The sequence below is a fragment of the Brumimicrobium aurantiacum genome (genome assembly GCF_003402975.1).
Taxonomy (GTDB): domain Bacteria; phylum Bacteroidota; class Bacteroidia; order Flavobacteriales_D; family Crocinitomicaceae; genus Brumimicrobium; species Brumimicrobium aurantiacum.
Genome location: NZ_QURB01000008.1, coordinates 83,946 through 106,052, shown reverse-complemented (window position 1 = coordinate 106,052; position 22,107 = coordinate 83,946). Strand labels below are relative to the sequence as shown.

Sequence of the window (22,107 nt, the reverse complement as noted above, 5' to 3'; positions counted from 1 at the left end):
AAATGTAATAAATATAAATGTGAATATACATTAAAGTACCATCAAATGTAAAAAGGCAGACCAAGTGGAATGGTTTTAAATCAAAACGATGGCTATCTTTTTACTCTGACAGCAGCTTTCAACAGAACTTCTTCACCAATCATTTTCTCTATTTTATATTTTATCTTATCAATTTCCTCCTCCTCAGGCACATGATCTGAGACAACATCTAACGAAATAACCATCGGACTTCTGGTTTCCATTACAACTTTTTCAAGTACCATTCCATTAATTTCGGTTTCGTTCAGCGATCGAATAATTTTATTTTCTTCAACGACCTTAAAAAATCCATAACCCAATGGAATACTGATAGACAAAACAACAAATAATGATATCAAAATACCTTTTCTAGCCAATTGAAAAGGACTATACCCTGTGAGTAAAAACACGAGAGAAGCCGCCAAGACCATCCCAGTTAAATTGGTAATCAAAAGTAAAAAAGCTCCGAAAAACACATCAAAATTCAACCATGCAACACCTATTCCCGAAACAGCTAGTGGCGGCACTAACGCAACAGCAATCGCTACTCCGGCCAATGTTTTGGCTATTTCTTCTTTCGAATAGGCGTATGCTCCTGCAGCTCCAGAAATCACAGCTATACCTAAATCAATAATATTGGGTTTTATCCTTGAGGTGATTTCCCCATTAAGTTGTGTTAAAGGCGTAATTAAGGTAAAAATAATAGCAAACAAATATCCTACCCCAATTCCTACTAAAATTGTAATAAAACTATTTTTCATGAGTTCCCGATCCTGCCTTAAAACACCCATCGAAAATGAAATGATAGGTGACATAAGCGGCGCTAAAATCATCGCACCAATAATCACAGGAGAAGAATCTGCAAATACACCAAGAGTAGCTAATATGACCGACAAAATCATTAAAACAACATAGTTTTGAGAAGGTCTTGCATTTTCCCTAAGCTGTTTAAAAAGCTCTTTGTATTCATCTGCTGAAGCATGCGAAATAAAAGGTAGATGTTTACGCACCATTTCTTTTTTCAGTCCACCTTTAGGTAAATGTTTTGTTTGAAAACTTTTGGCGCCACTTTGGTCCTTTGTTTCCAAATCATAAACTATTGATTCGCTTGGAATATGATTAAAATCTTCAACAAAAGAGAAATTCAATTGTGATTGTCTTGAAATTCTTCCATCGATATGGCAACGAAATTTCTGATTAGATGAAATACATAAATCCTCTGTTTTCAATCGACTAAGAAAAGTAAAATCTCTGTTTTTCTGCCCTGTTCCTAGAAGCATTTTCATGACATAAGATTTCACTAATTGCAAAACACTTCTAGGTGAGAATATAAAAGTATGAAAGAGCTTTTCACTTGTAAACTCATTGGAAGCGAACACACGAGAAACGACGGAGTTGTGAGCAAATTGTACGATTAACACATCCGTTGCTGCGGTTTCAACCGGATCCTTATCTTCTGTTTGAAAAGTAAATGGCAGGGCTTTAATTTTTACTAACCTTTTTAGGTAACTGTAAAACCTACGTAAACGATGAATAATTCCTCTTTCTGTCGATTTTTTGGTTAAGAAAGTAACCATTTCACCAATCACCACATAGTTTAATACGACTTCGTTATTACAACAAAGGACTCCAGTTTGAATAACGCGCTCAGTTTCCACTAGTTCGTCAAAAGCATCTATTAAATTTTTCGGAACTTGATACCCAGATATGGTTTGTTTTCCATCAGGATGTGGCAAAAAACCAATTTTACAGTTGGTAGCAGCCAACTCAGGCATTATCTTTTTTACCTCATCATCACTAATAAATAAAAGCACACGCGTTTCTTTGTCAAAGATATTTAAGTCGAATGCTTTGATATCGACAACATGTGGACAGTTTTCATAAATATGCTCCTTAGCCTTGTCACTTTCTTTTTCCAGTGCTTCGAGATCAGCAAGGAGATAAACGTTCTTAATTGAGTCCATGTTTTCACTTTAAGTCGAAAAAATCATACAATGAAATGCGCAATACAACACAATTCGGTAATTGCAAAGAAAATTTTCGCATTAACTCAAACGAATATAAGAATAGATAAGGAAGGAATGAAGAAGAATGGATTAATATTCAAACTATTGACTTAACTCATCAGTCATTTCATTGGCGTCAATAATCTCTATCCATTCCTCTACGGATTTCGAATTTTGAATTAAAAACTCACCTGACTGAGTTCTTCTCAAAGCGATTAAAGTAGCTCCAGAATCAAGCGCTTTACCAAAATCATTTGCTATTGAGCGAATATATGTTCCTTTCGAACATTTAATTTCAAAATCTACCTCAGGAAAACGAATAGCTGTGATTTTAAAGGAATGAATATGGATATCATTTTCTTTTAACTTGACATCAATCCCTTTTCGCGCAGATTCATAGGCACGCTTACCATTCACCTTCTTAGCTGAGAAAATAGGCGGTGTTTGTTTTTGATCACCTTGAAAAGATTCCGCCGCTTCATTTATGGCCTCGGAAGTGATATGTTCTAGCGGATATTCCTGATCAAATTCTGTTTCAAGATCGTAGCTTGGCGTTGTTTTCCCCAACAAAAAAGTTCCAGTATATGTTTTATCTTCAGAAGTAAGCTCTTGACTTATTTTTGTACTCTTCCCTGTACAGATAATTAACAAACCAGTGGCTAAAGGATCTAAAGTTCCGGCATGACCAACTTTAAATCTTTTGATTCCGTATTTTTTACTGAGTCTCCAACGTAGTTTATTTACCACATCAAAAGAAGTCCAGTTCAGCGGCTTATCTACCAATAAGACTTCACCTTTTCGAAATTGATAGATTTTATCAGCCATAAAAAAATGTTACGATTACTCCTCGATTTTTTTAGTATCGTCACTGATTTTTGGTTTCTTCATGATACTATAAATAATTACAGCATATCCCAAAATAATTAAGATTGGAGCAACAGTAAGACGTACAGGAGAGAATAATTCTTCTTCATTAAATTCGTTTAGATCTTCCGCAGCACCGCCAATCATTAATAAGAATCCGATAACGTTAAGCAATACACCAGCTATAAGTAAGATATAGTTCGATTTATTGAATAAGAATGTTGTTTTTTCTTTTTCCATATTGAATATTTTCTAATATAAGTTATCTAATTTTTTCCTTAAATACTTATTAAGTGCAAACCAAGTTGAGAGCAGACTAATCAATACACCCAAGCAAATTAACACACCAAATAATAATAAGAATGTTTCAAAATTGTAAGTTGAACTTACGATTTCCATGTAACTTTTTAAGGCATAAAAAACACCTAAAAGAAGAGACATTCCGACAACGGCAGACAATAAGCCTTGAACAATTGAATTCCATAAAAATGGTCTTCTAATGAATCCTGATTTTGCACCTACCAGTTGCATTGTTTTTATTGTAAATCTTTTAGAATAAAGCGCAAGACGTATTGTATTATTGATCATTGCAAAGGCAATAATAGCCAACAAAATCCCAATAGCTACGAACAAATAAATCCATTGAAGGAATCCTAGGTTTACTTGCTCAACTCTGTTTTCATCGTAATTCACTTCTGCCACTTGATCAGGATAGGTAGACAGAATTTTCTGCTTAATTTCCAACAAGCCTTGTTTGTTTACGATATTTCCAATGGGATTAAATGAAACAGAAGGAGGAAATGGACTTTGGTCATTGAAAATTGCTTTAATTTCGTTGGCCTCCTCTTCATTCGATTGAAAAACCTCTAAAGCTCTTTCCGGAGATACAAACCAAACTGACTTGATATTCTCCCAACTTTTCAATTCTTGTTCGATAAGTTTGATATCAGAATCATTCAAATCAGGATTAAAGAACAAATCGATTTCAATATCTTCTTTAGCAGCATTTTGAGTATGCTCCAACCCGAAGTATGCACCCAGCACAAGACCGAGCATAAAAAGCACCAATGAAATCCCTACAACTACTGATAAATAGCCAGATTGCAAGCCTCTTCTACCGTATTTTTCAATATCCTTTCCCATTTAACGCACGAATTTAGAAAGATTTTTTTGATAATCTAATATTGCTATTGTATAAAACGAAATAACTTAAGGAATAAAACCTTTAAAACGAGAGAAAACAACGCAGAACCAAGTCCACTAATTGTCTGTTTTCACATATTTTACAATTCTTTAACTCCTTCAGCACAATCTGTTAATCGACTACATACCTTGGTACATATTTTTTTGCTATTTTAGCAAAAAATAAAAAATACTAAAATGAAAAAAGTAATTTACGGAATTTTCGCATTTGCAGCATTATCATTGACTTCTTGTGGAGGAACTGAAGAAGCTGAAACAGAAACAAACAATACGGAGGTGAACGCAGAGGAAACTGAAGAGGTTGTTAAGGCTGAATACCAATTAAAGAAAGACGATAGTAAAATCGCTTGGACTGGAACATGGGTTGGTGGTGAAAACGATGGAAAATCACACCACGGAACAATATCTTTCAATACTGGAGAAGTGAAGCAAAACGGAGATGATATCAAAGGTGGCTTTACGGTTGATATGACTTCTATCAGTGTAGAAGATTTGGATGAGACAAGTGGAAAAGGGAAACTAGAAGGTCACTTATCAAACGAAGACTTTTTCAATACATCAGAGTATGGAGAAGCAAAAGTAGAGTTATTAAACATCGTTGAAGACCAAGCAGAGATTGTTTTACATGTTGCTGGTGTTGAAATCAACAGAACTATTCCATTAAACATCGATACAGATGAGGATGTAATGACAATTAAAGGTGATTTCACTATTGACTTTACAAAAGCAGAAATGAAAGGAATGCAACCAAATCCTGAGAAACCAGAGGAAGGTTCAGTTTCTAACGAGATTCACTTTGATCTAGAAGCTGTTTTAGGAAAGGTATAATCCCTTTAAAACAATATTTACCAAAAGGCTATTTATCCGATAAAAGGAATTGAATAGCCTTTTTTTTATCCCATTAATAATGAAAATTAAAAACATCATTCTTGACCTTGGTGGAGTTTTACTCAACCTTAATTATCAACTGACAATTGATGCTTTTACCGCTTTAGGCATAAAAGATTTTCAAAGTTTATACACCCAAGCCAATCAAACAGATATATTTAATCAAATTGAAAAAGGAGAGATTAAAGATGGAGATTTCATTAAAGGCCTGATGTCTTTTTTACCTAAGAACACTTCTACAGAAGATGTGACCAATGCATGGAATGCCATGTTACTTAACTTTCCAGCTGAAAGATTAGCCTTTCTTAAAAAGTTAAAAACAAATTACAATGTTGTTTTACTAAGCAATACCAACACTATTCACCTTGATTATTTTCACAAAGATTTAAAGGAGAAGCATGGAATAGAATCCTTAGATGATTATTTTGATCATGTGTATTTTAGCTGTGACATGGGCATGAGAAAACCAGACTCAGAAATCTTTGAGGAAGTATGCAAAAAGGAAAACTTCACTCCAGAAGAAACCTTATTCATTGATGATTCAATTCAACATGTTGAAGGAGCAAAAGCAATAGGTATCAACGCCCACTTATTAGATGTTAAGAAAACAGACGTAATTCAACTAGTCCGTTCGCTCTTGGCAAAGTTCAACCAATAAACCAGCTGTTGATTTTGGATGTAAAAAGGCAATTTTCTTATTGTCTGCTCCGTTTTTTGGTGTTTTTTGAATCAATTGAAAGTCTTCGTTTAATAGACGTTCGATTTCTTCTTCAATATTTGTAACATCAAATGCAATGTGATGCATTCCTACTCCACGTTTTTCGATAAATTTAGCAATAGGACTTTCTGGATTTGTAGCTTCTAGAAGTTCAATTTTAGATTCTCCTACTTTAAAAAATGCGGTTTTAACTCCTTCAGACTTCACTTCTTCTACTTTGTAGCATTCAGTATTGAGCATTTTTTCATAAATGGAAATAGCGCTATCCATATCTTTTACTGCAATTCCTATATGTTCTATTTTATTCATCTTTATTCTCTATTTTTCAATCTCGAAATTAAGGATTAATCTGATTTTAGCGCGGAGTTTTTCAAAACATTTTATCCAAAAAAAGATATTCAAAAGTTGATTTTAATTACATCTCAAGAACATGAAATCAATTTATTGTTCTTAAATTAGAGGGAAACATCACTTCATCAGATTATTTTTACACATCGAAACATGGGGCACACAGCGTTAGGAAAATTACTTACTTTTTTACTGTTCAGCATTTTATTTGCATGTACAAGCGAAAACAAGGAAGAGTTTAAATTCGAAGGTGGAACACTAAATTACGCCATTGATAGAGCGCCATTTACTGATGATCTAAGATCTTCATACCGCCTAAATTCAGCTTTATTATACAGCCAAATTTTCGAAGGACTTGTAGCTCTTGATCCTAAAACCCTAAAAACAAAACCTGGATTAGCGGAAGAATGGCAGATTTCACCCGATGGTAAATTCATTACTTTCATCCTAAAAGACAGTGTTTACTTCCATCAAAACAATAAGCAAAAGGAAAAAATTCCTTTCACGGCAGAGGATGTTGTTTTTTCAATTGAACAATCGTGTACAAAAACAGATAAAAATCAAAATACAGCCTATTTTTTAATCTTTAAAGACAAGTTAAAAGGTGCGAATGATTTCTATAACAAGGTCAATGATCATATAACAGGGCTGAAAGCTAGCGGTAATTCTATTCAACTTGAATTACTTGAGCGAGATGTAAATTTCCTTCCAAAATTATCACTTCCCATGGCAAGTATTGTTTCAAAAGAAGCTTTTGAAGATCAAAAAGAACTTATAGGAACAGGACCATTTCAGTATAATTCACAAGAAAAAGACGATCAGGAAAAATATATTTTAGTTCGCAACGAAAACTACCATGAAGTTGATCAGGAAGGAAATACTCTTCCGTATTTGGATTCAATTGTTTTTCATTTAATACCAGACAAACTTGAACAATTGAAAATGTTTAAGTCAGGAAAACTACATTTAATTGAAAACATTCCTCCACATGAAATGTCAGCAATGTTGGGTGAAGAGAATATAGAAAAATTCAATGGTATTCCACCTAAGTACCTTCTCACAAGAGAACCATTGTATTCAACTCAATATTATTATTTCGACTTTAATGATTCGTTATTCCATGACATCAACCTCAGAAAAGCGATTAATCTGGCCATCAACCGCGATGAAATTATTTCAACGGTATTAAATAACCAAGCCATCGACATTGATGATTCAGGTTTAATTCCAAATGGTATATTTAATGGATACAATACTGAAATTGCCTCGAAAAACAATTATGTGTATGACGCTCAAAAAGCCAAACAATTTTTTAGAAGGGTGGAAAGCGTAAAAATTGATAAATTTCCAACAATCGTTATCTCACCAAGAAAAGGAAGTACCAACTTTATGGTGGCGCAGAAAATTGCGGAACAACTTGCACAAACCTTAAACATTGAGGTTGAAGTCAAAACTAATCCATCTGACACAAGTCATGTCATTGCACAAGCACCACAAATCATAAAAAACAAGAGTCCAGAGAGTTATCTTACAACTGCCAATAGTCATAAAATCCCTGAAGACTCTCGCGTTACTTCATTGATTAATTTTTCGAAATACAGCAATGAAAAATATGATATGTTACTTTCAAAAGGAAGGAAAAGTAAGGATATAGTTGCTCGCTATGATGCTTTTGAAGCTGCGGAATCTGAGTTAATGAAAAACCCTCCTTACATTATTTTATGGCATAATAAAAAGATTAAGATACAATCTTCAGCCCTACGTAACTTTGAAATAAATGAATTAGAAAGACCGAATTTCAAAAAGGTTTACATAAAAGAATGGACAGCTGAGGAATGGCAACAGCAGAAAAAAGATTAATCTAGGACACCTAAACTGTATTGTACTTTAATGAAGGCCTGTTGGTTTTTGGCAATCATCTTTATAAAATCTATTTGTGCTTTGATTAAACTCATTTCTCTTTGATTGACCAAGAACAATGAACTTTCACCCACATCAAAACGTTTTTGCTCTCCTTCAACAAGTTTTTCAACATTCACTACTGTTTGATTATAAATATTGATTTGAGTTTGGGTTGTTTCCCAAGTATTCACAGCAGAATTTACGCTTGATTTCAATTTTGCTTGCAAGTACTCTAATTCCAATTTTTGATCTTGAATTTTCACATCAGCTTTTTTTACCGCAGCTCGTCCTTTACGCAAAAACAAAGGCATTGAAAAAGTTAATCCCCATTTATAATTATTGATGGAATATGCGTTAAAAACATCTCCGTTTACTGGTTCGTTGATGGCATTGTATTTTAAATCAACTTGTGGCTTTATTTGTTCTAACTTCAATCTTCTCTCGATTTCCAACTGATTAATGTAAAGTTGATTTTTCTTCAAATACGGATGATTATGAATCAATGAATCCATTTTCCCCTCTTGTTGTAGCACATTAATTTTCGAAAACAACTCTTCATTTGAAGGTGGTTCTATTCGATCAGAAATTTCTAAAGGAACTTGATTTTCATCCCAGAGATAAACATTAAGTGCTTCTTTAGCATTTTCGTATTCTAAAACGGCATTTTGAAGAAGGATTTCTCTATTCTGCAATTGAATTAAAGCTTCTAAAGTATCGATAGTTGGTGATTCTCCCATCAGAGCACTACTTTTAATTCCTTTGAACCTAACTTTTGCCAATTCAATTGATTTTTCAACTACTTTTATTTTTTGGGCCGCTGCATACCAACTCCAATAAACATTTGAAGCGTCTAGTAAGAGATCATTTACTAACAATCTTCTTTCTTCCAATGTAAGTTCATTATAAATCTTTGCTTTTTTGAGCTGTGCCCTCCTCTCATCCATAAACAAGCCTTTCCCCAAGGAAACTGAAACACCAGCGTAAACCAAACCTTCATCTGGAGTATAGCGCTGCGGATTAATATTTACACCTTCTCCTTGTTCATATCCTGAATAAACTTCAACACCAAACCAAGTGGGTATTTTCAATCCAGCATCAATTAAACTATAATACTGTTTGTCATCAAAATATTTTTGGTTGATATCACCAAATGCTTTTGGATCGAATCCTCCTTTGGAATACATTAGTTCTGCAGCACCAAGTTCCGTTTGTAATTCTGCTTGTTTTGCCAAAGGGTGAAACTTTTTCACGATCGTCAAGTAATCATCAAAACCAAATGATTGAAGACTGTCTTGAGCAAACAAAAAAGGAAATGAACAACACAGTTTCATCAATAAGAGAAGTTTTAAAATTGCACTCATATTAATTCGCTTTTTGATTAGAAGTACCTGCTTTATTTTTTGTTGCTTGACTTTTGTAATAATCTGGTGGGAATCCGTTAAACTGACGCCACAGCTCATACCAAACAGGAACATCGTTCAGTAACAACATACTGTTTGCTCCACCACCAACTCTAATTTCATCTGGCCAAGGATATCCATCATCATCTGGAATGACTAAAACTCTGAAGAGTCCTTGATTGTTTGCAAAGTTATCGATAGCGAAAACTTCTCCAGCATAAGTTCCATAACTTGTATTTGGCCATCCAGAGAACACTAATGCAGGCCATCCATCAAATTGGATTCTTACAGGCTGACCTTTTTTGATTAAGGGCAAATCAAGTGGACGAACGAGCATTTCGACAGCCAATTGATAATCTGCTGGCATTATACTCACAATTTGCTGACCTTCTTTGATTAATTCTCCAATTCCAGAAGTTGTTGCTTGTGTCACATATCCATCTTGAGGTGCAGTCACGAAATACATTCCTTGACGAACAGAATAATTCATGTATTGGTTTTGAAGCTTGGCTACTTGACCTTCTGCGTCGAATTGATTTGATTGCGCTGTAGACTTGTCTGCATTTACTTTCGCAATAGTGTTTTCGTATTCTGTTCTAATGCTAGCCAATTCGATTTTAGCATTGATTAGTTCATTTCGACTCGTTAAAAGCTTATTTTCTACAGCTACTTTTTTAGCTAAAGCTTCTTGATATTTAAGATTTCTATTTTCTAAATCTGTTTTAGATTTCAATCCTTCATCATACAACTTTTCAAAACGATCCAATTGTTGTTTGGCTGTTTCCTGATTGATTTTAAATGCGACCAAATCTATACTGTCACTAGCCACTTTCAGTCGGGCTTGTTTTAATTTATTTTGTCCTTGCTCCAATCGCAATTGCAACATATTTTTTAAAGCATTGGCCTGATTATCCAAGGCTTCAACCTTTTCTTTATAGGCCTCCACAGCTCCCTCTTTTGCAGAAACCTGTTCTTTTGCACGATCTAACAACTCAGGGTCAAAGTAATTGCTTTTAACTTCTGAAATTTTTAAAATAGTATCACCTTTCTTAACGAATTCGCCTTCTTGAACATACCACTCTTCTACCCTTCCTGGAATTACAGAATTCAACATTTGCGGACGTTGAGCCGGATTAAGTGTATTTACTTTTCCAGTGGCTCTAATATTTTGTGTCCATGGAACGAATAAAAAGATGATGAATAAAATCAAAAGTGAGATTAATATTCGAGGTAAAATTTTATGCGCCAATCTCCCTTCAGTTTTCTTTAAAGATGAAAACTTAGCTTTATCAATTTTTCTAGAAATTGTTGTTTTAGAAATGTTCAGCATATTTGTTTATAATTTATTCAATTCTACCTCCAACTCGTCATAAGTTCCTTGAGCAGTAATTCTACCTTCATTCATAATAATTACATTGTCACTTTTTCTGGCTACTTCAAGGTCTTTCGAAATTGCTATAACCGTCCAATTGTTTGATTTATCATAAATGAAATCCATAATTTTCATTTTATCTGGAAAATTCAAATGTTCAAGTGAATATTCGAGTAACAGGAGCTTGGGTTTATCAACAATACTTCTTGCAATTAATAGTTTTTGAACGACACTTTTAGGTAAGGTCTTCCCATTTGGGAAAATAAGTGTATTGTAACCATTTGGTAATTGCTGTATAAAATCAGAAAGTCCAACCTTTTCTATGACCCATTCCACATTAGCAAAGCTTGCTTTACTTCTTCCCATTGTAATGTTCTCCTGAATGGTTCCATAAAACAAATCTTCACTGTTTAAACTTGCTCCAATAACATTTCTCAAGGAGTCTAGATTTAAATTTCCTAATGGTAAGTTATTATAGGATATGGTTCCACGTTCTAGGTCGTATAACCCAGCAATTAAATGTAACAAGGTACTTTTACCTGAACCGTTACTTCCTGTAATGACCACACTCTGATTTTCCTTAACATCCAAGGAAATGTTATTAATGGTAGTAAATTTACTATGCGGATATTTAAAAGTAACGTCATTCATCTTGACGATAAGTCCTTTACCATTACAGCTTTCATCCAAATCAAGTCCATCCGTATTTTCTAAATCTAGATCTGTAACTTCAGCCACCTTTTCAACTGCTGTGATCACATCATAAACGACATCTAAATTTCGAATCAATTTTTCAACTGAGTTTATAATCATCACAATTATGATTTCCGCTGCAACAAATTGGCCAATATTCATCTGCTGTTCCATCACCAACATTCCCCCGATAGCTAACAAACCTGTAGCAACTAGAATTTTAAAAATGACCAATAAACTGTATTGTGAAATCAATACCTTAAAGTGTTTTTCTCGTGCATTGATATAGTTATCGGCGTGAATATTTGTTCTGTCAAGGTTATAAATTGAATCCCCAGCCAATTTAAAAGAGATACTTGCTCTCCCTATTTCTTCCAACCAGTGTGCTAATTTATATTTATGATGAGACTCTTTAATACTTGTATCCAACCCCTTCTTTCCAGTAAATTTAAAAATCAGGAATAGTATAAGAATCAGGGCAAAACTAAAGATGATAAAAAAAGGATGGTATAAAGAAAGTAGTAAAAGCCCTAATATCACCTGAATACCAGCAGTAGAGATTGTAATAATCAATTTTGACAATCCTTTTTGAATGGTCATTACATCAAAGAAACGATTGATGAGTTCAGGTGCATAATTGTAAAACAGTTTTTCTAATTTCACCTTAGGAATTCGGTATGAAAATTCGAAAGCCGCTCGCGTAAAAATACGTTGCTGTATGTTCTCAGTCACCCGCAATTGAAGAATTTGTAACACACCACTAAATGCGACTCCAAGCACAACCACAACCACCATTACTACCCAAGCAGAGCTGATACGCCCACCTTGAATTAAATTGATAATCGCCTGGATCCCTAAAGGCAACGAAAGTCCGATAAGACCAACAAAAAAGGAGTAATAATAAACATTTCGAATTTCCTTTGCATCCGACTTAATCAGCCTCCAAAATCTCGCAGTCTTTGATAGTTTTTCACTCATTCTATACAGTTTATCTCTGCAACCTAGCCCTTTAAGTTACAGATTGCTTGATTTTAGTCACAAGCAAGTTGGTATTGTCAGTTTTTATTGTTGAATATTAGATGATTTCATAGGTGAGACCTTCTAATAACTTTAAAATATACAGTACTTTGGGCTATTTTGTTTTAAAAACACCAAAAATATTTTTAGAAATTTTAAGTAGAAAGAAATACGATAACTAAAATACAAAAAGTAGATTTTTTTAACATTTTGTAAACCTCATGTTCACCGTTTCTTAAAAAAACAGCGCCAAAAAGTTAAAAAACCATAATTCTATCTATTTTTGAACACGAAGTCTCAGCGAAGCGAATTTAAAATAAAGCTATGTATAAGTATTTAAGTCTAGTTTTTTGTTTAATCTCATTGCCCCTACTTAGTCAAATATCTCAAACAGTTAAAGGAACTGTTGTGGATTCTGAATCACAATATCCATTAATAGGATCCAAACTTTCTTTGGTTTCTTCAGACTCTACAGTTGTTTTGAGAAACATGACTGACCTTGATGGAAGATTTAGCTTTAAAGATGTGCCAATTGGAAAATATCAATTAACAGCAACTTATACTTCTTATAAAACAAGCAGTACGACTGTGACTGTAAACTCAGGACGTGAAAGCATTGTGAACATTAAGCTTCACGAGAATATTCAAACTACTGAAGAGGTCAATATTGTTGGAAACAAAGCCGGAAGAATCAACAATGAAATGGCCACTATTTCAGCACGTCAATTTAGCGTTGAAGAAACCAATCGATATGCAGGTTCTCGAGGTGATCCCGCGCGTATGGCGAGTAATTTTGCTGGAGTTCAAGGAGCAGATGATTCACGAAATGACATTGTTGTACGAGGAAACTCTCCGATTGGATTGTTATGGAAGGTGGAAGGAATAGATTTACCCAATCCAAATCACTTTGCTACATCGGGTTCAACAGGAGGTCCGGTGGCGATTCTAAACAATAAAATATTAGCCAATTCAGACTTTTTTATGTCGGCATTTCCAGCTGATTATGGTAATTCGATTTCAGGAGTTTTTGATTTAAAATTGAGAAATGGAAATACAGAAAAGCATGAATTTACAGGACAATTTGGGTTTTTAGGAACAGAAGTATTAGCAGAAGGTCCAATCAATAAAGACAAAAGGTCTAGTTACTTAGTAATGGGACGTTACAGTACCTTGAGTATTTTCCAAGCCATGAATATCACAATTGGAACAGATGCCGTTCCGACCTATGGAGATGGTGCATTTAAGTTTTCTTTTCCATTAAAAAATGGTGGAAACTTAGGCGTTTTTGGAATTGGCGGTGCTTCAGATATTGCCATTAAAATCTCCGAACAAACAGAGGTTTCCGAGGAAGCTTTTGGAGAAGGAGATAGAGACCAATATTTTGGAACAGCAATGGCAACTGTAGGTTTAACTTATAAAAAACCAATTTCGAAAAGCACATTTTTCAAAGCAACGCTAGCACAAAGTTTTGATCAGCAAAAATCAAGACATGACTACCTTGAAAGAAGCTTAGACACTAGTGTTGTAGATGGAGAGGAAACGTTTCAAATAAGAACTGATTCGATCTACCAATTGATGGGTTACAAATTTCAAACCTATAAAACAGCGCTTTTTGCGAGTTTAAATCATAAAATTAATACCCGTAACATTATTCGAGCGGGAATAAACCTTGATGGATATTATATTAAAAATAATGACTCTGCTTTGGATGTTTCGCACACAGCATTTCAAACCCGTCATGATTACGAAGGTTTTAGTATGCTTGTTCAACCTTTTGTTCAATATAAATGGAGGGTAAATGAGAAAATGGATTTCACGGCTGGTATTCACAGTCAATACTTCTCAATGAGCGACAGTTGGAGTTATGCTGAACCACGAATTGGTTGGCAATGGCGCATGAAAAACGGAAATCAAGTGAGCGCTGGAGCAGGAATGCACTCACAAATGCAACCTACCTACCAATATACTTATCAGCAAACCGATTTAACAGGAAACACGCAACGATTTAATGAAGACATGGACTTTACGCGTAGTTTCCATAGTGCGCTTGGATATCAGAAAAGCTTCAAGAATAACCTATCTATTAAATCAGAAGTATATTACCAGTATTTATACAACATTCCAGTTGACATTTATTCTTCTTCGTTCAGTTTGATTAATCAAGGATCAGGTTTCCAACGTTTTTTCCCAGACGAACTCGTTAATGAAGGAACAGGAGAAAACTACGGTGTGGAATTAACCGTGCAAAAATTCTTCAATAAGTCATTCTACTTTATGGCTACGGGTTCACTTTTCGAATCAAAGTATAAAGGAAGTGACGGAATTGAGCGAAATACTGACTTTAACGGAAATTACGCTGTAAATTTCTTAGCTGGTAAAGAGATTAAAATCAACGACAGAAACAAAATTTCGGCAGGATTTAAAGTTACTGCTGCTGGAGGAAGAAGATATGGATATGTTGATGTTGCACAAACACAAATCAACAACGAATTGGTGTTTAAAGATTCATTGTTCAACACCCGACAGTTTAAGGATTACTTCCGTTTAGATTTAAAAGTTACCTATGTATTGAATACGGATAAATTGACCCATGAAATAGGATTGGATTTGGTGAACATTTTAAATACAGAGAATATTTTGGCCTTGAGCTATGCACCAAGTTTAACAGATCCATCTGCTGAACCAATAGCGGAACGTTATCAACTCGGATTTTTACCTATATTCTATTATAAGGTTGATTTTAGTTTATCTAAAAGAAGGAAATAATGAATTTTTGTCATGTTTTGGGACCTGGAGAATGCGGACTCTCTTACGAAGATATAAATGAAAAACTAAAAATGAAAAGTGAAAAATTCGGTAAAATTCAATTTTTCACTTTTCACTTTCATTTTTTCATTAATAATCATTCCTTCACGAATTTTCTGATAACCACTTTTGTTCCGTTTGAAAACTTACAGAAGTAAATCCCTTTTCGCAATGTAGAAACATCTATTACATTTTGCAACTTACCTTCTCCGATATGATTATACTCCTGATTATAGATTCGCTTTCCACTTAAGTCATAAATTTCAACTTCCATTTTTGATGCATTTGTGCTTATTGTGAAGTTGAGCTGGTTTTGAATTGGGTTGGGGTAGAGATTTATATTTGAGAAAGAAGATTCTGTTTTTAAACTAAGGTCTTCATAAACAGTGAAGTCAACAAGGGTGGTATCAACTAATGTTTCAATATCAGAATAGGTTCTAGCGAATAGGTGCAAAGTATGATCCCCTTTATGAAACCCTATTAAAGGAATAGTATCCACTCTAAAACATTCTATTTCTATGTTTTCTGTTGAATAATTAGCGCGTAAATAAATATAATTTCCTGAATGTGAAAAAGTAAAATATATGCTATCTAATTCGCAATTAGTTCGTTTGTTTTTAGAATAGACCACTGCTTTTAACTGATCCACATATTCTGATGGAAATTCGGGTATTACTTTAACACTATCAACTAATGGATATTGAATATTTTGTGCAGTTACATTATTTTTAATCAAAATACACGTAAAAAGTATTAACCAAAATATTATTATCTGTTTTCCCATAATTACTGTTAAAAAATTATCTACTCCAAATTAATTTTAGTCTCTTCCAAAGTCTCTGTATTAATTAACCAAATTGTAGAGTTCTGAACAATTTTACCAGCCCCTGGCCAAGATTCCATTTCGACAAGTTTAGCTGCTGTTCTTTCTCCAATAAGGTACTTCCCATCAGCTGAACAAGAAATATTTGAATATTGCTTACTTTGACAAAAGTCCATTATTTTTTCCTCATGACCGCTTAAAGTTATTTTATACAAACCTCCATTTCCATTGTTTCCTTGATAGCCAGTTGTTGAGTAGAAGTACTCGCCTGATGGGTGCCATGCGAGTCCTGTTAGCGACTTTGAAAATTCTGTTATAACATTGAAACTATCTCTACTAAAGAAGTGAAGAATATCTAGGTCGTATATCCCATAGTAAGTTGATGGATTAGCACTAGATTCAATATTTGTTACAGTTAGGATCTTATTATTTATAACATCTGCAGTAAATATTGTTGTGCTAAAACCGACTGTATCATTAATAAGTTGGTTAATATTTTGTCTTAATTCAAATCCAGAACTTGATGACGGAGAATGGTCCCAATACAAATCGTCTCCAACCCAGAAAGGAAATGTGTTCTGGGTTGAAGTTGAAACCTGTCTATAATCACTACCATCCTCTTTTACCACATGGACATGATGCATATTGCTAAAAGCAATCCAACCATTTTCATTCCATTTTGGTTGATTATAAATACCCAAATTAGCAAGAACAAGCTTTTGCTTAGTTAGTATATTATATTTAATCAATTGTTGAATATTGTTTTCGTAATCATAAAAACTATAAATAAACTCATTTGAATTATTGGGATTAAAATAAGGTGTACGATATTGGTATCTTCCCCATCCATGAGAAATTATAGTCATACTATCCGAGGCATACTCTTCACACTTTAAGGTGTCCACCCATTCTACTTCAGCTTCGCCACATGATCCAGAATTTAGCTTTTCTTTTTTACAAGAGAAAAAAACAATTGCAATCATGGCAAAATAAAATATATAAATAGATAATTTCATAACTTTTATTGTTTAATAATTTTTTTGGTAACTTGTTCATTTCCATCAATAAAATTACAGAAATAGAGTCCATTCGTTAATTCTTAAATATCATCAATTGCCGTATCTGTTACAAAAACATTATTGTCATCATCAACAAACAAATCAGCAGCAAAATCATCCATATTAGCTGCACCATTAAAAGTTTGTTCCCAATGAAGATTTCCGTCTGGATCAAACTTTTGCAAAATAATATCGTGATTTCCACTTAAAATAATGGACGAACCTGCCATATAAACATGCCCCAACCCATCAGTTGCGGTAGTGTTTTTGTAAAATAGTGTAGCCTCGCCACCTTCTTCCATCCAATTTTCAGAAAAATAAATCTGATTTTGACCAAAAAGTTGGTTGACAGAAAACATAAAAATTAGGTTTAATGAAATTAACCAGAATAATAGCGACTTTCCATTAGCGCTGTGTGTGTGTGTGCGTAGTTCATAATTAATAGTGTTAAAATTATGTACTAAATTAGGAATAAATTAGCAATAGCCAAATTTTAAGTTGTTAAAAGTCATCCACTTGCATTAATACGTAGATTATATAGTCGAGGTAGGAATTTATTGGATCGCACTGCTTCTCGATACACCTTCATCCGATAACTACTGGTTAACGAATATTTAAGTTGCGATGGAACCTGGAGGGTACGGATTCTCTAACGAAGATATAAATGAAAAACTAAAATCCGTTAGGTATCGGATTTTAGTTTTTCATTAATCGAATTCAGCTATCTTCGGTATTCGAGGAGGCGAATTTAAATTTATTGAACAATTACTTTTTTGGTTACTACCTTTTCTTCAGAATGAATTTTCACGAAATAAACACCATTATTCAAATTCGAAATTTCGAGTGATTTTTGAATATTTTTGAATGTCGCAACTGTTTTTCCTTGTGTATTTACGACATCAATTTTATCAACTTTTTGATCTGTTTCAATTTGAATTGCGCCTGTTGAAGGATTTGGATATATCTTTAATGTATTATCTATTTTATTTTCATCAGCAATTGACAGTAAATCTGCCGAATTGTACTGACGAAAAAACCTCCATATTTCAATGCTCGCATCGAAATCGTGGTTAGTAACATCGACATCAACTAAAGCTCCAGGCCAAGAATGTCCACCCCCGATAATCTTGTAATGTTCTACTGTTGCACCATTGGTTCCATTGGCATAAAGATAATGTTCTGCGGTGCAGCCATCCGTGTTGTCAATATCCGGAACTGGCGTCATAATAGGAGTTTCATCAGCCCCAGCTATTCCAATCCAATGATTTAAAACATCATCTACCGGGAGGAAAATACCATTTCCGCCATATGGCACAACTGGATCGTTCGTACCATGAATTAACATCGTTGGAATTGGTTTTGTTGGATTACAGCCTGCCGCTTGATTTGCAATCATAGTTCCAGTAACAGAAGCTACGGCTGTAATTTTATCTTCTAATTCACAGGCCAAATGGTAACTCATAAAACCACCATTACTCATTCCAGTAGAATAAACACGGTCTTCATCAATAGCATATTGCCCAGCAATAGAATCGATTAATTTCGAAAGAAATCCTAAATCATCTTCCCCATTTGTAACGAAAAAATTCCAATGTCTTTGATTACTAGTGTTAAGTAAGCCATTCGGCGTAACCAAAATAAAATTGGCAGTATCAGCAATTTCACGGAATTCTCCGTAAATTATTTGTTCATTCATCGATGAACCTAATCCATGTAAGTTTAGCACTAACGGAACAGCTGTTTGTCCGTCATACATCTGCGGAACATATAAAATATATTCACGCGTTTTGCCATCATGTTGTATACTAGAGGTAGATTGTGTTCCCGTCTGTGCAATTGAAAACGCAGCAGTTAAAACGGAGAGAAAAAAAAGTATTTGTTTCATGATAATGGAATTTCATGATGAAATTACAAATTAAATATGAAAATGAAGAATACTCAATACTTTAGCTTCATGAAAACCTTTTTGAAAACCTCGATTTTATTCACATGTTTCTCCGATAGACTTTGACGCCACCAACTCATTGTAGTTCTCATCAACAAAGGCTTCCAAAGTTTTGAAAAAGGCAAGGATATCTTCATGTTTATTTTGACCATTGATGGTAACAAACCTTACAAAGTCATTTTCTTGAAAAGTACCGTGACTTACCATTAATTTTTCCTTTTCATAAAGCGCGGTACACAATTTTTGAGGCGAAACTTTTTTGTAATTGAAGCACACTGAAATAGAATCGTCAAAACTATAAAATGTATAATCGGGATGATTTTTAATATAGTCACGCGCTGTATCTGCTAATGCAAATTGATGATCTACAAGTTTTTCTAGACCTTTTGTTCCAACGCTTTTCCAAAATGTCCAGAACTTTAGGGCATCGTTTCTTCTACCACATTGGAGCGAGGTTTTACCTAAATTAAATTCATCCTCATCCGTTTGGAAAAGGTATTCGGCTTCATTGGCAAAAGAATCGCGTAAATGCTTTTTATCTTTTACAAAGATCATTGAACACGTCAATGGTGTTCCGATCATTTTGTGGGCATTGAAACTAAATGAATTCACGTGTTCTAAGCCTTTTAGGAAGTGTTTATATTTTTCACTAAAAATGACAGAACCACAATATGCTCCATCTACGTGCATCCAAACATTATATTTTTGACAAACAGCACTAATTTGCTCTACGTTATCAAATGCTCCAAGCACAGTTGTTCCAGCCGTTGCATTTACCAAAACTGGGGTAAATCCATCATTTATATCTTTTGCGATTGCTTTATCTAAATCTTCAGGGTTCATCTCCCCTACTTTATTCACTGGAATATACCGTACATTATCTCGACCTATTCCTGAAAAGGAAGCATTCTTTGGAATACTGTAATGTGATTCTATCGAAGTGTAAACAGTCATTTTTTGTTGAACGCCTTGAAATCTAATTTTGCCATTTGCAGCATCTCGCGCCATCAACATAGACATAAAATTTGTCATTGAGCCACCGGTAGCAAAGGCTCCTCCGGCATTCTCACCCCAACCAATAATGTCAACTACCTTTTGAATTACTGCCTTTTCCACACCTATTTGTGGTCCAGCAGCTTTATAAGTGTACATGCTGTTGTTTAAAAGTACAGCCAGCAATTCACCGAGAACAGCTTTTTCATTTCTTCCTCCATAGAGTTGGTTAAAAAAAGCATTCGTAGCTGTTCTAGGAGTAGCAATAATCAATTCCTTTAACTTTTCTAAATGCGTTTCATCATCTATTCCTTCCTCATTTAATGATAAGTCTAAACGATCAAACAATTCTTCAGCAGGAATAAATTCTGCCATTGGATTCACTTTTTCGTCGGCCAATAGTTGCTTTGCAAGAGATTGAAAATCGGCTAATGCTTTTTCCATAGTTTTAAACTGTATTAGAGAACATTGAAAATTTTAGTTAGCATGTTCCCTTAAAAATCAAAGCACAAAAATACGCTTTTTAGTTGGAAGTTGGATGAGTGAACTGAGGATAAGAACTTAAATTAACGTTAAGGACAAGTAGATCATTTTTGACAAAAGTTATCAATAAAAAAAGTTCTGTAGCCCCCTATTTTTTATCTTGTAAATATTCCCCCTATTGTTCTTTAATTATTGTCAACGCATATCAAACGCTCAGGCTCTTAAAATCACTTATTTTAATATCTTTGCGCACTTAACTTATGAGAATTGGCGTAAATACAAGGTTTTTGTTGAAAAACAAAATGGAGGGTTTTGGGTGGTATACCTACGAAACAATGTTGAGAATAACTCAGCAACACCCTGAACATGAATTTGTTTTCTTTTTCGACAGACCTTTTGATGACCGATTTGTCTTTGCAGACAATATTACTCCAGTTGTTGTTCCACCACCAGCTAGACACCCTATTTTACAACGAATTTGGTTTGATTACTCCATCACGAAAGCATTAAAAAAACACAAATGTGATCTTTTTGTCTCACCTGATGGTTATATTTCACTAAAAACGGAAATTCCACAATTGGCAGTAATTCACGATTTAAATTTTGAACATAATCCACAGGATGTTCCAAAATCGGTATTAAAATTTTTCAAAAAAAGATTTCCAATATTCGCAAAAAAAGCAGCAAGAATATGCACTGTTTCTGAGTTTTCAAAGAAGGATATTGTAAAAACTTACGGAATTCCAGAAGAAAAAATTGATGTTACCTACAACGGTGTTTCACCTGTTTTTAAACAGATAGAAGAAAGTCAAGGTCAAAAAATTCGAGATCAATATACAAAAGGAAAGCCATTTATTCTTTTCGTTGGAGCGATTCACAAGCGTAAAAATGTTCAACGATTGATTGAAGCATATTCCAGTTTAAAATCTAAAGGAAGAACTGACCATCAATTATTGATCGTTGGAGAACCGATGTGGAATAGTCAAGCCGTAAACGTTGATCAATCCTTAGAAAAGTTTGTCCATTTCACTGGACATGTGGCGTTAGTCGAATTGGCCAACATTATGGGAAGTGCTTCTTGTTTGGCATTTGTGAGTTATTTTGAAGGTTTTGGAATTCCATTGATTGAAGCAATGCAATCGGGTGTTCCAGTATTGGCAGGAAATAAAACCTCTCTTCCTGAAATTGGTGGCGATGCGGCACTTTATTGCGATCCATTTTCTGTTGACGACATTGCAGAAAAACTTGAAATGATTTTAACAGATGAAAACCTAAGGATTTCCTTAATCGAAAAAGGCTTAAGAAGATCAGAAGATTTCTCTTGGGATTATACTGCGAGGGATTTGTGGAAGGCGATTTTGAGAATGATGAATGAGGAACGAAAAATGAAAAACTAAAATCCGATAGGTATCGGATGAAAAATGAGGAACGAAGAATGAAGAATTCGGTATAATTTAATTATTCATTTATTCTTTTTTAAACCCATAAAAACCAATCAGGACGATAACGAGTTGAATTTAGACAAGCTCAACCACCTTTTCGCGGAAACATCCTAAAAAACAATCAAAAAA

Annotated in this window: 19 protein-coding genes and 1 pseudogene; 6 read left to right on the top strand and 14 right to left on the bottom strand. The window is 34.2% G+C overall.

The genetic code is table 11. The annotated features are described in order from the left end of the window. Nucleotides 1-92 precede the first annotated feature (92 nt). Entirely contained in the window at nt 93-1,982 is a 1,890-nt protein-coding gene (locus DXU93_RS12410) for a TIGR00341 family protein (protein WP_116881618.1), read from the bottom strand. Between the two features lie 30 nt (nt 1,983-2,012). On the opposite strand from DXU93_RS12410, the gene DXU93_RS15290 reads away from it, so the two are divergent. Beyond that, on the top strand, nt 2,013-2,138 hold the full coding sequence (locus DXU93_RS15290) for a hypothetical protein (RefSeq protein ID WP_262510729.1): 126 nt from the start codon (nt 2,013-2,015) through the stop codon (nt 2,136-2,138). On the opposite strand, the gene truB is transcribed toward DXU93_RS15290, so the two are convergent. The 3 genes from truB to DXU93_RS12395 are packed head-to-tail and all read right to left on the bottom strand — an operon-like array spanning nt 2,127 to nt 4,031. Next, entirely contained in the window at nt 2,127-2,849 is a 723-nt protein-coding gene (gene truB / locus DXU93_RS12405) for a tRNA pseudouridine(55) synthase TruB (protein WP_116881617.1), read from the bottom strand. The genes DXU93_RS15290 and truB overlap by 12 nt on opposite strands. 15 nt (nt 2,850-2,864) lie before the next feature. Beyond that, complete coding sequence (locus DXU93_RS12400) at nt 2,865-3,128, bottom strand: DUF3098 domain-containing protein (protein ID WP_116881616.1); 264 nt, start codon at nt 3,126-3,128, stop codon at nt 2,865-2,867. Between the two features lie 12 nt (nt 3,129-3,140). Then, nucleotides 3,141-4,031 (bottom strand): cell division protein FtsX, encoded by an 891-nt coding sequence (locus DXU93_RS12395; protein ID WP_116881615.1) that lies wholly within the window; start codon nt 4,029-4,031, stop codon nt 3,141-3,143. A 237-nt stretch (nt 4,032-4,268) separates the two neighbouring features. Here DXU93_RS12395 and DXU93_RS12390 point away from each other — a divergent pair, with 237 nt between their 5' ends. Beyond that, complete coding sequence (locus DXU93_RS12390) at nt 4,269-4,919, top strand: YceI family protein (protein ID WP_116881614.1); 651 nt, start codon at nt 4,269-4,271, stop codon at nt 4,917-4,919. Nucleotides 4,920-4,998: 79 nt separating this feature from the next. Next, a complete protein-coding gene (locus DXU93_RS12385) occupies nt 4,999-5,637 on the top strand; it encodes an HAD family hydrolase (protein ID WP_116881613.1) in 639 nt (212 codons plus the stop codon). On the opposite strand, the gene mce is transcribed toward DXU93_RS12385, so the two are convergent. After that, nucleotides 5,602-6,006 carry a methylmalonyl-CoA epimerase gene (gene mce, locus DXU93_RS12380; protein ID WP_116881612.1) on the bottom strand — a complete coding sequence of 135 codons (405 nt, stop codon included), beginning with the start codon at nt 6,004-6,006 and terminating at the stop codon, nt 5,602-5,604. The genes DXU93_RS12385 and mce overlap by 36 nt on opposite strands. 192 nt (nt 6,007-6,198) lie before the next feature. Between mce and DXU93_RS12375 the strand changes: the two genes are divergently transcribed. Then, nucleotides 6,199-7,905 carry an ABC transporter substrate-binding protein gene (locus DXU93_RS12375; protein ID WP_116881611.1) on the top strand — a complete coding sequence of 569 codons (1,707 nt, stop codon included), beginning with the start codon at nt 6,199-6,201 and terminating at the stop codon, nt 7,903-7,905. Here the strand turns inward: DXU93_RS12375 and DXU93_RS12370 are convergent. From DXU93_RS12370 to DXU93_RS12360, 3 genes are read right to left on the bottom strand one after another with little or no spacing between them, the layout of a single operon-like run. Further along, complete coding sequence (locus tag DXU93_RS12370) at nt 7,902-9,308, bottom strand: TolC family protein (protein ID WP_165851405.1); 1,407 nt, start codon at nt 9,306-9,308, stop codon at nt 7,902-7,904. The genes DXU93_RS12375 and DXU93_RS12370 overlap by 4 nt on opposite strands. 1 nt (nt 9,309) lies before the next feature. Continuing rightward, nucleotides 9,310-10,677: an HlyD family secretion protein gene (locus DXU93_RS12365; RefSeq protein ID WP_116881609.1), complete on the bottom strand. Its 1,368-nt coding sequence runs from the start codon at nt 10,675-10,677 to the stop codon at nt 9,310-9,312. A gap of 6 nt (nt 10,678-10,683) precedes the next feature. Further along, nucleotides 10,684-12,390 (bottom strand): peptidase domain-containing ABC transporter, encoded by a 1,707-nt coding sequence (locus DXU93_RS12360; protein WP_116881608.1) that lies wholly within the window; start codon nt 12,388-12,390, stop codon nt 10,684-10,686. A 363-nt stretch (nt 12,391-12,753) separates the two neighbouring features. Between DXU93_RS12360 and DXU93_RS12355 the strand changes: the two genes are divergently transcribed. Next, nucleotides 12,754-15,195, top strand: coding sequence for a TonB-dependent receptor (locus DXU93_RS12355; RefSeq protein WP_116881607.1), 2,442 nt, complete (start codon nt 12,754-12,756; stop codon nt 15,193-15,195). A 136-nt stretch (nt 15,196-15,331) separates the two neighbouring features. Here the strand turns inward: DXU93_RS12355 and DXU93_RS12350 are convergent, their stop codons facing one another. The 6 genes and pseudogenes from DXU93_RS12350 to DXU93_RS12330 all read right to left on the bottom strand — a co-directional run bounded on the left by DXU93_RS12350 (nt 15,332) and on the right by DXU93_RS12330 (nt 20,497). Beyond that, nucleotides 15,332-16,018, bottom strand: coding sequence for a T9SS type A sorting domain-containing protein (locus DXU93_RS12350; RefSeq protein WP_116881606.1), 687 nt, complete (start codon nt 16,016-16,018; stop codon nt 15,332-15,334). 20 nt (nt 16,019-16,038) lie between these two features. Next, a complete protein-coding gene (locus DXU93_RS12345; RefSeq protein ID WP_123776132.1) occupies nt 16,039-17,073 on the bottom strand; it encodes a hypothetical protein in 1,035 nt (344 codons plus the stop codon). A 5-nt stretch (nt 17,074-17,078) separates the two neighbouring features. Then, nucleotides 17,079-17,144, bottom strand: a pseudogene (locus DXU93_RS15350) (hypothetical protein); the annotation flags it as partial. A gap of 12 nt (nt 17,145-17,156) precedes the next feature. Further along, the gene (locus DXU93_RS12340) at nt 17,157-17,474 is read right to left on the bottom strand and encodes an NHL repeat-containing protein (RefSeq protein ID WP_116881604.1); all 318 of its coding nucleotides are present in this window, start codon (nt 17,472-17,474) and stop codon (nt 17,157-17,159) included. Nucleotides 17,475-17,869: 395 nt separating this feature from the next. Continuing rightward, nucleotides 17,870-19,000: an extracellular catalytic domain type 1 short-chain-length polyhydroxyalkanoate depolymerase gene (locus DXU93_RS12335; RefSeq protein ID WP_116881603.1), complete on the bottom strand. Its 1,131-nt coding sequence runs from the start codon at nt 18,998-19,000 to the stop codon at nt 17,870-17,872. A gap of 96 nt (nt 19,001-19,096) precedes the next feature. Beyond that, a complete protein-coding gene (locus DXU93_RS12330; protein WP_116881602.1) occupies nt 19,097-20,497 on the bottom strand; it encodes a pyridoxal phosphate-dependent decarboxylase family protein in 1,401 nt (466 codons plus the stop codon). Nucleotides 20,498-20,796: 299 nt separating this feature from the next. Here DXU93_RS12330 and DXU93_RS12325 point away from each other — a divergent pair, with 299 nt between their 5' ends. After that, nucleotides 20,797-21,933: a glycosyltransferase family 4 protein gene (locus tag DXU93_RS12325; RefSeq protein ID WP_116881601.1), complete on the top strand. Its 1,137-nt coding sequence runs from the start codon at nt 20,797-20,799 to the stop codon at nt 21,931-21,933. Nucleotides 21,934-22,107 lie beyond the last annotated feature (174 nt).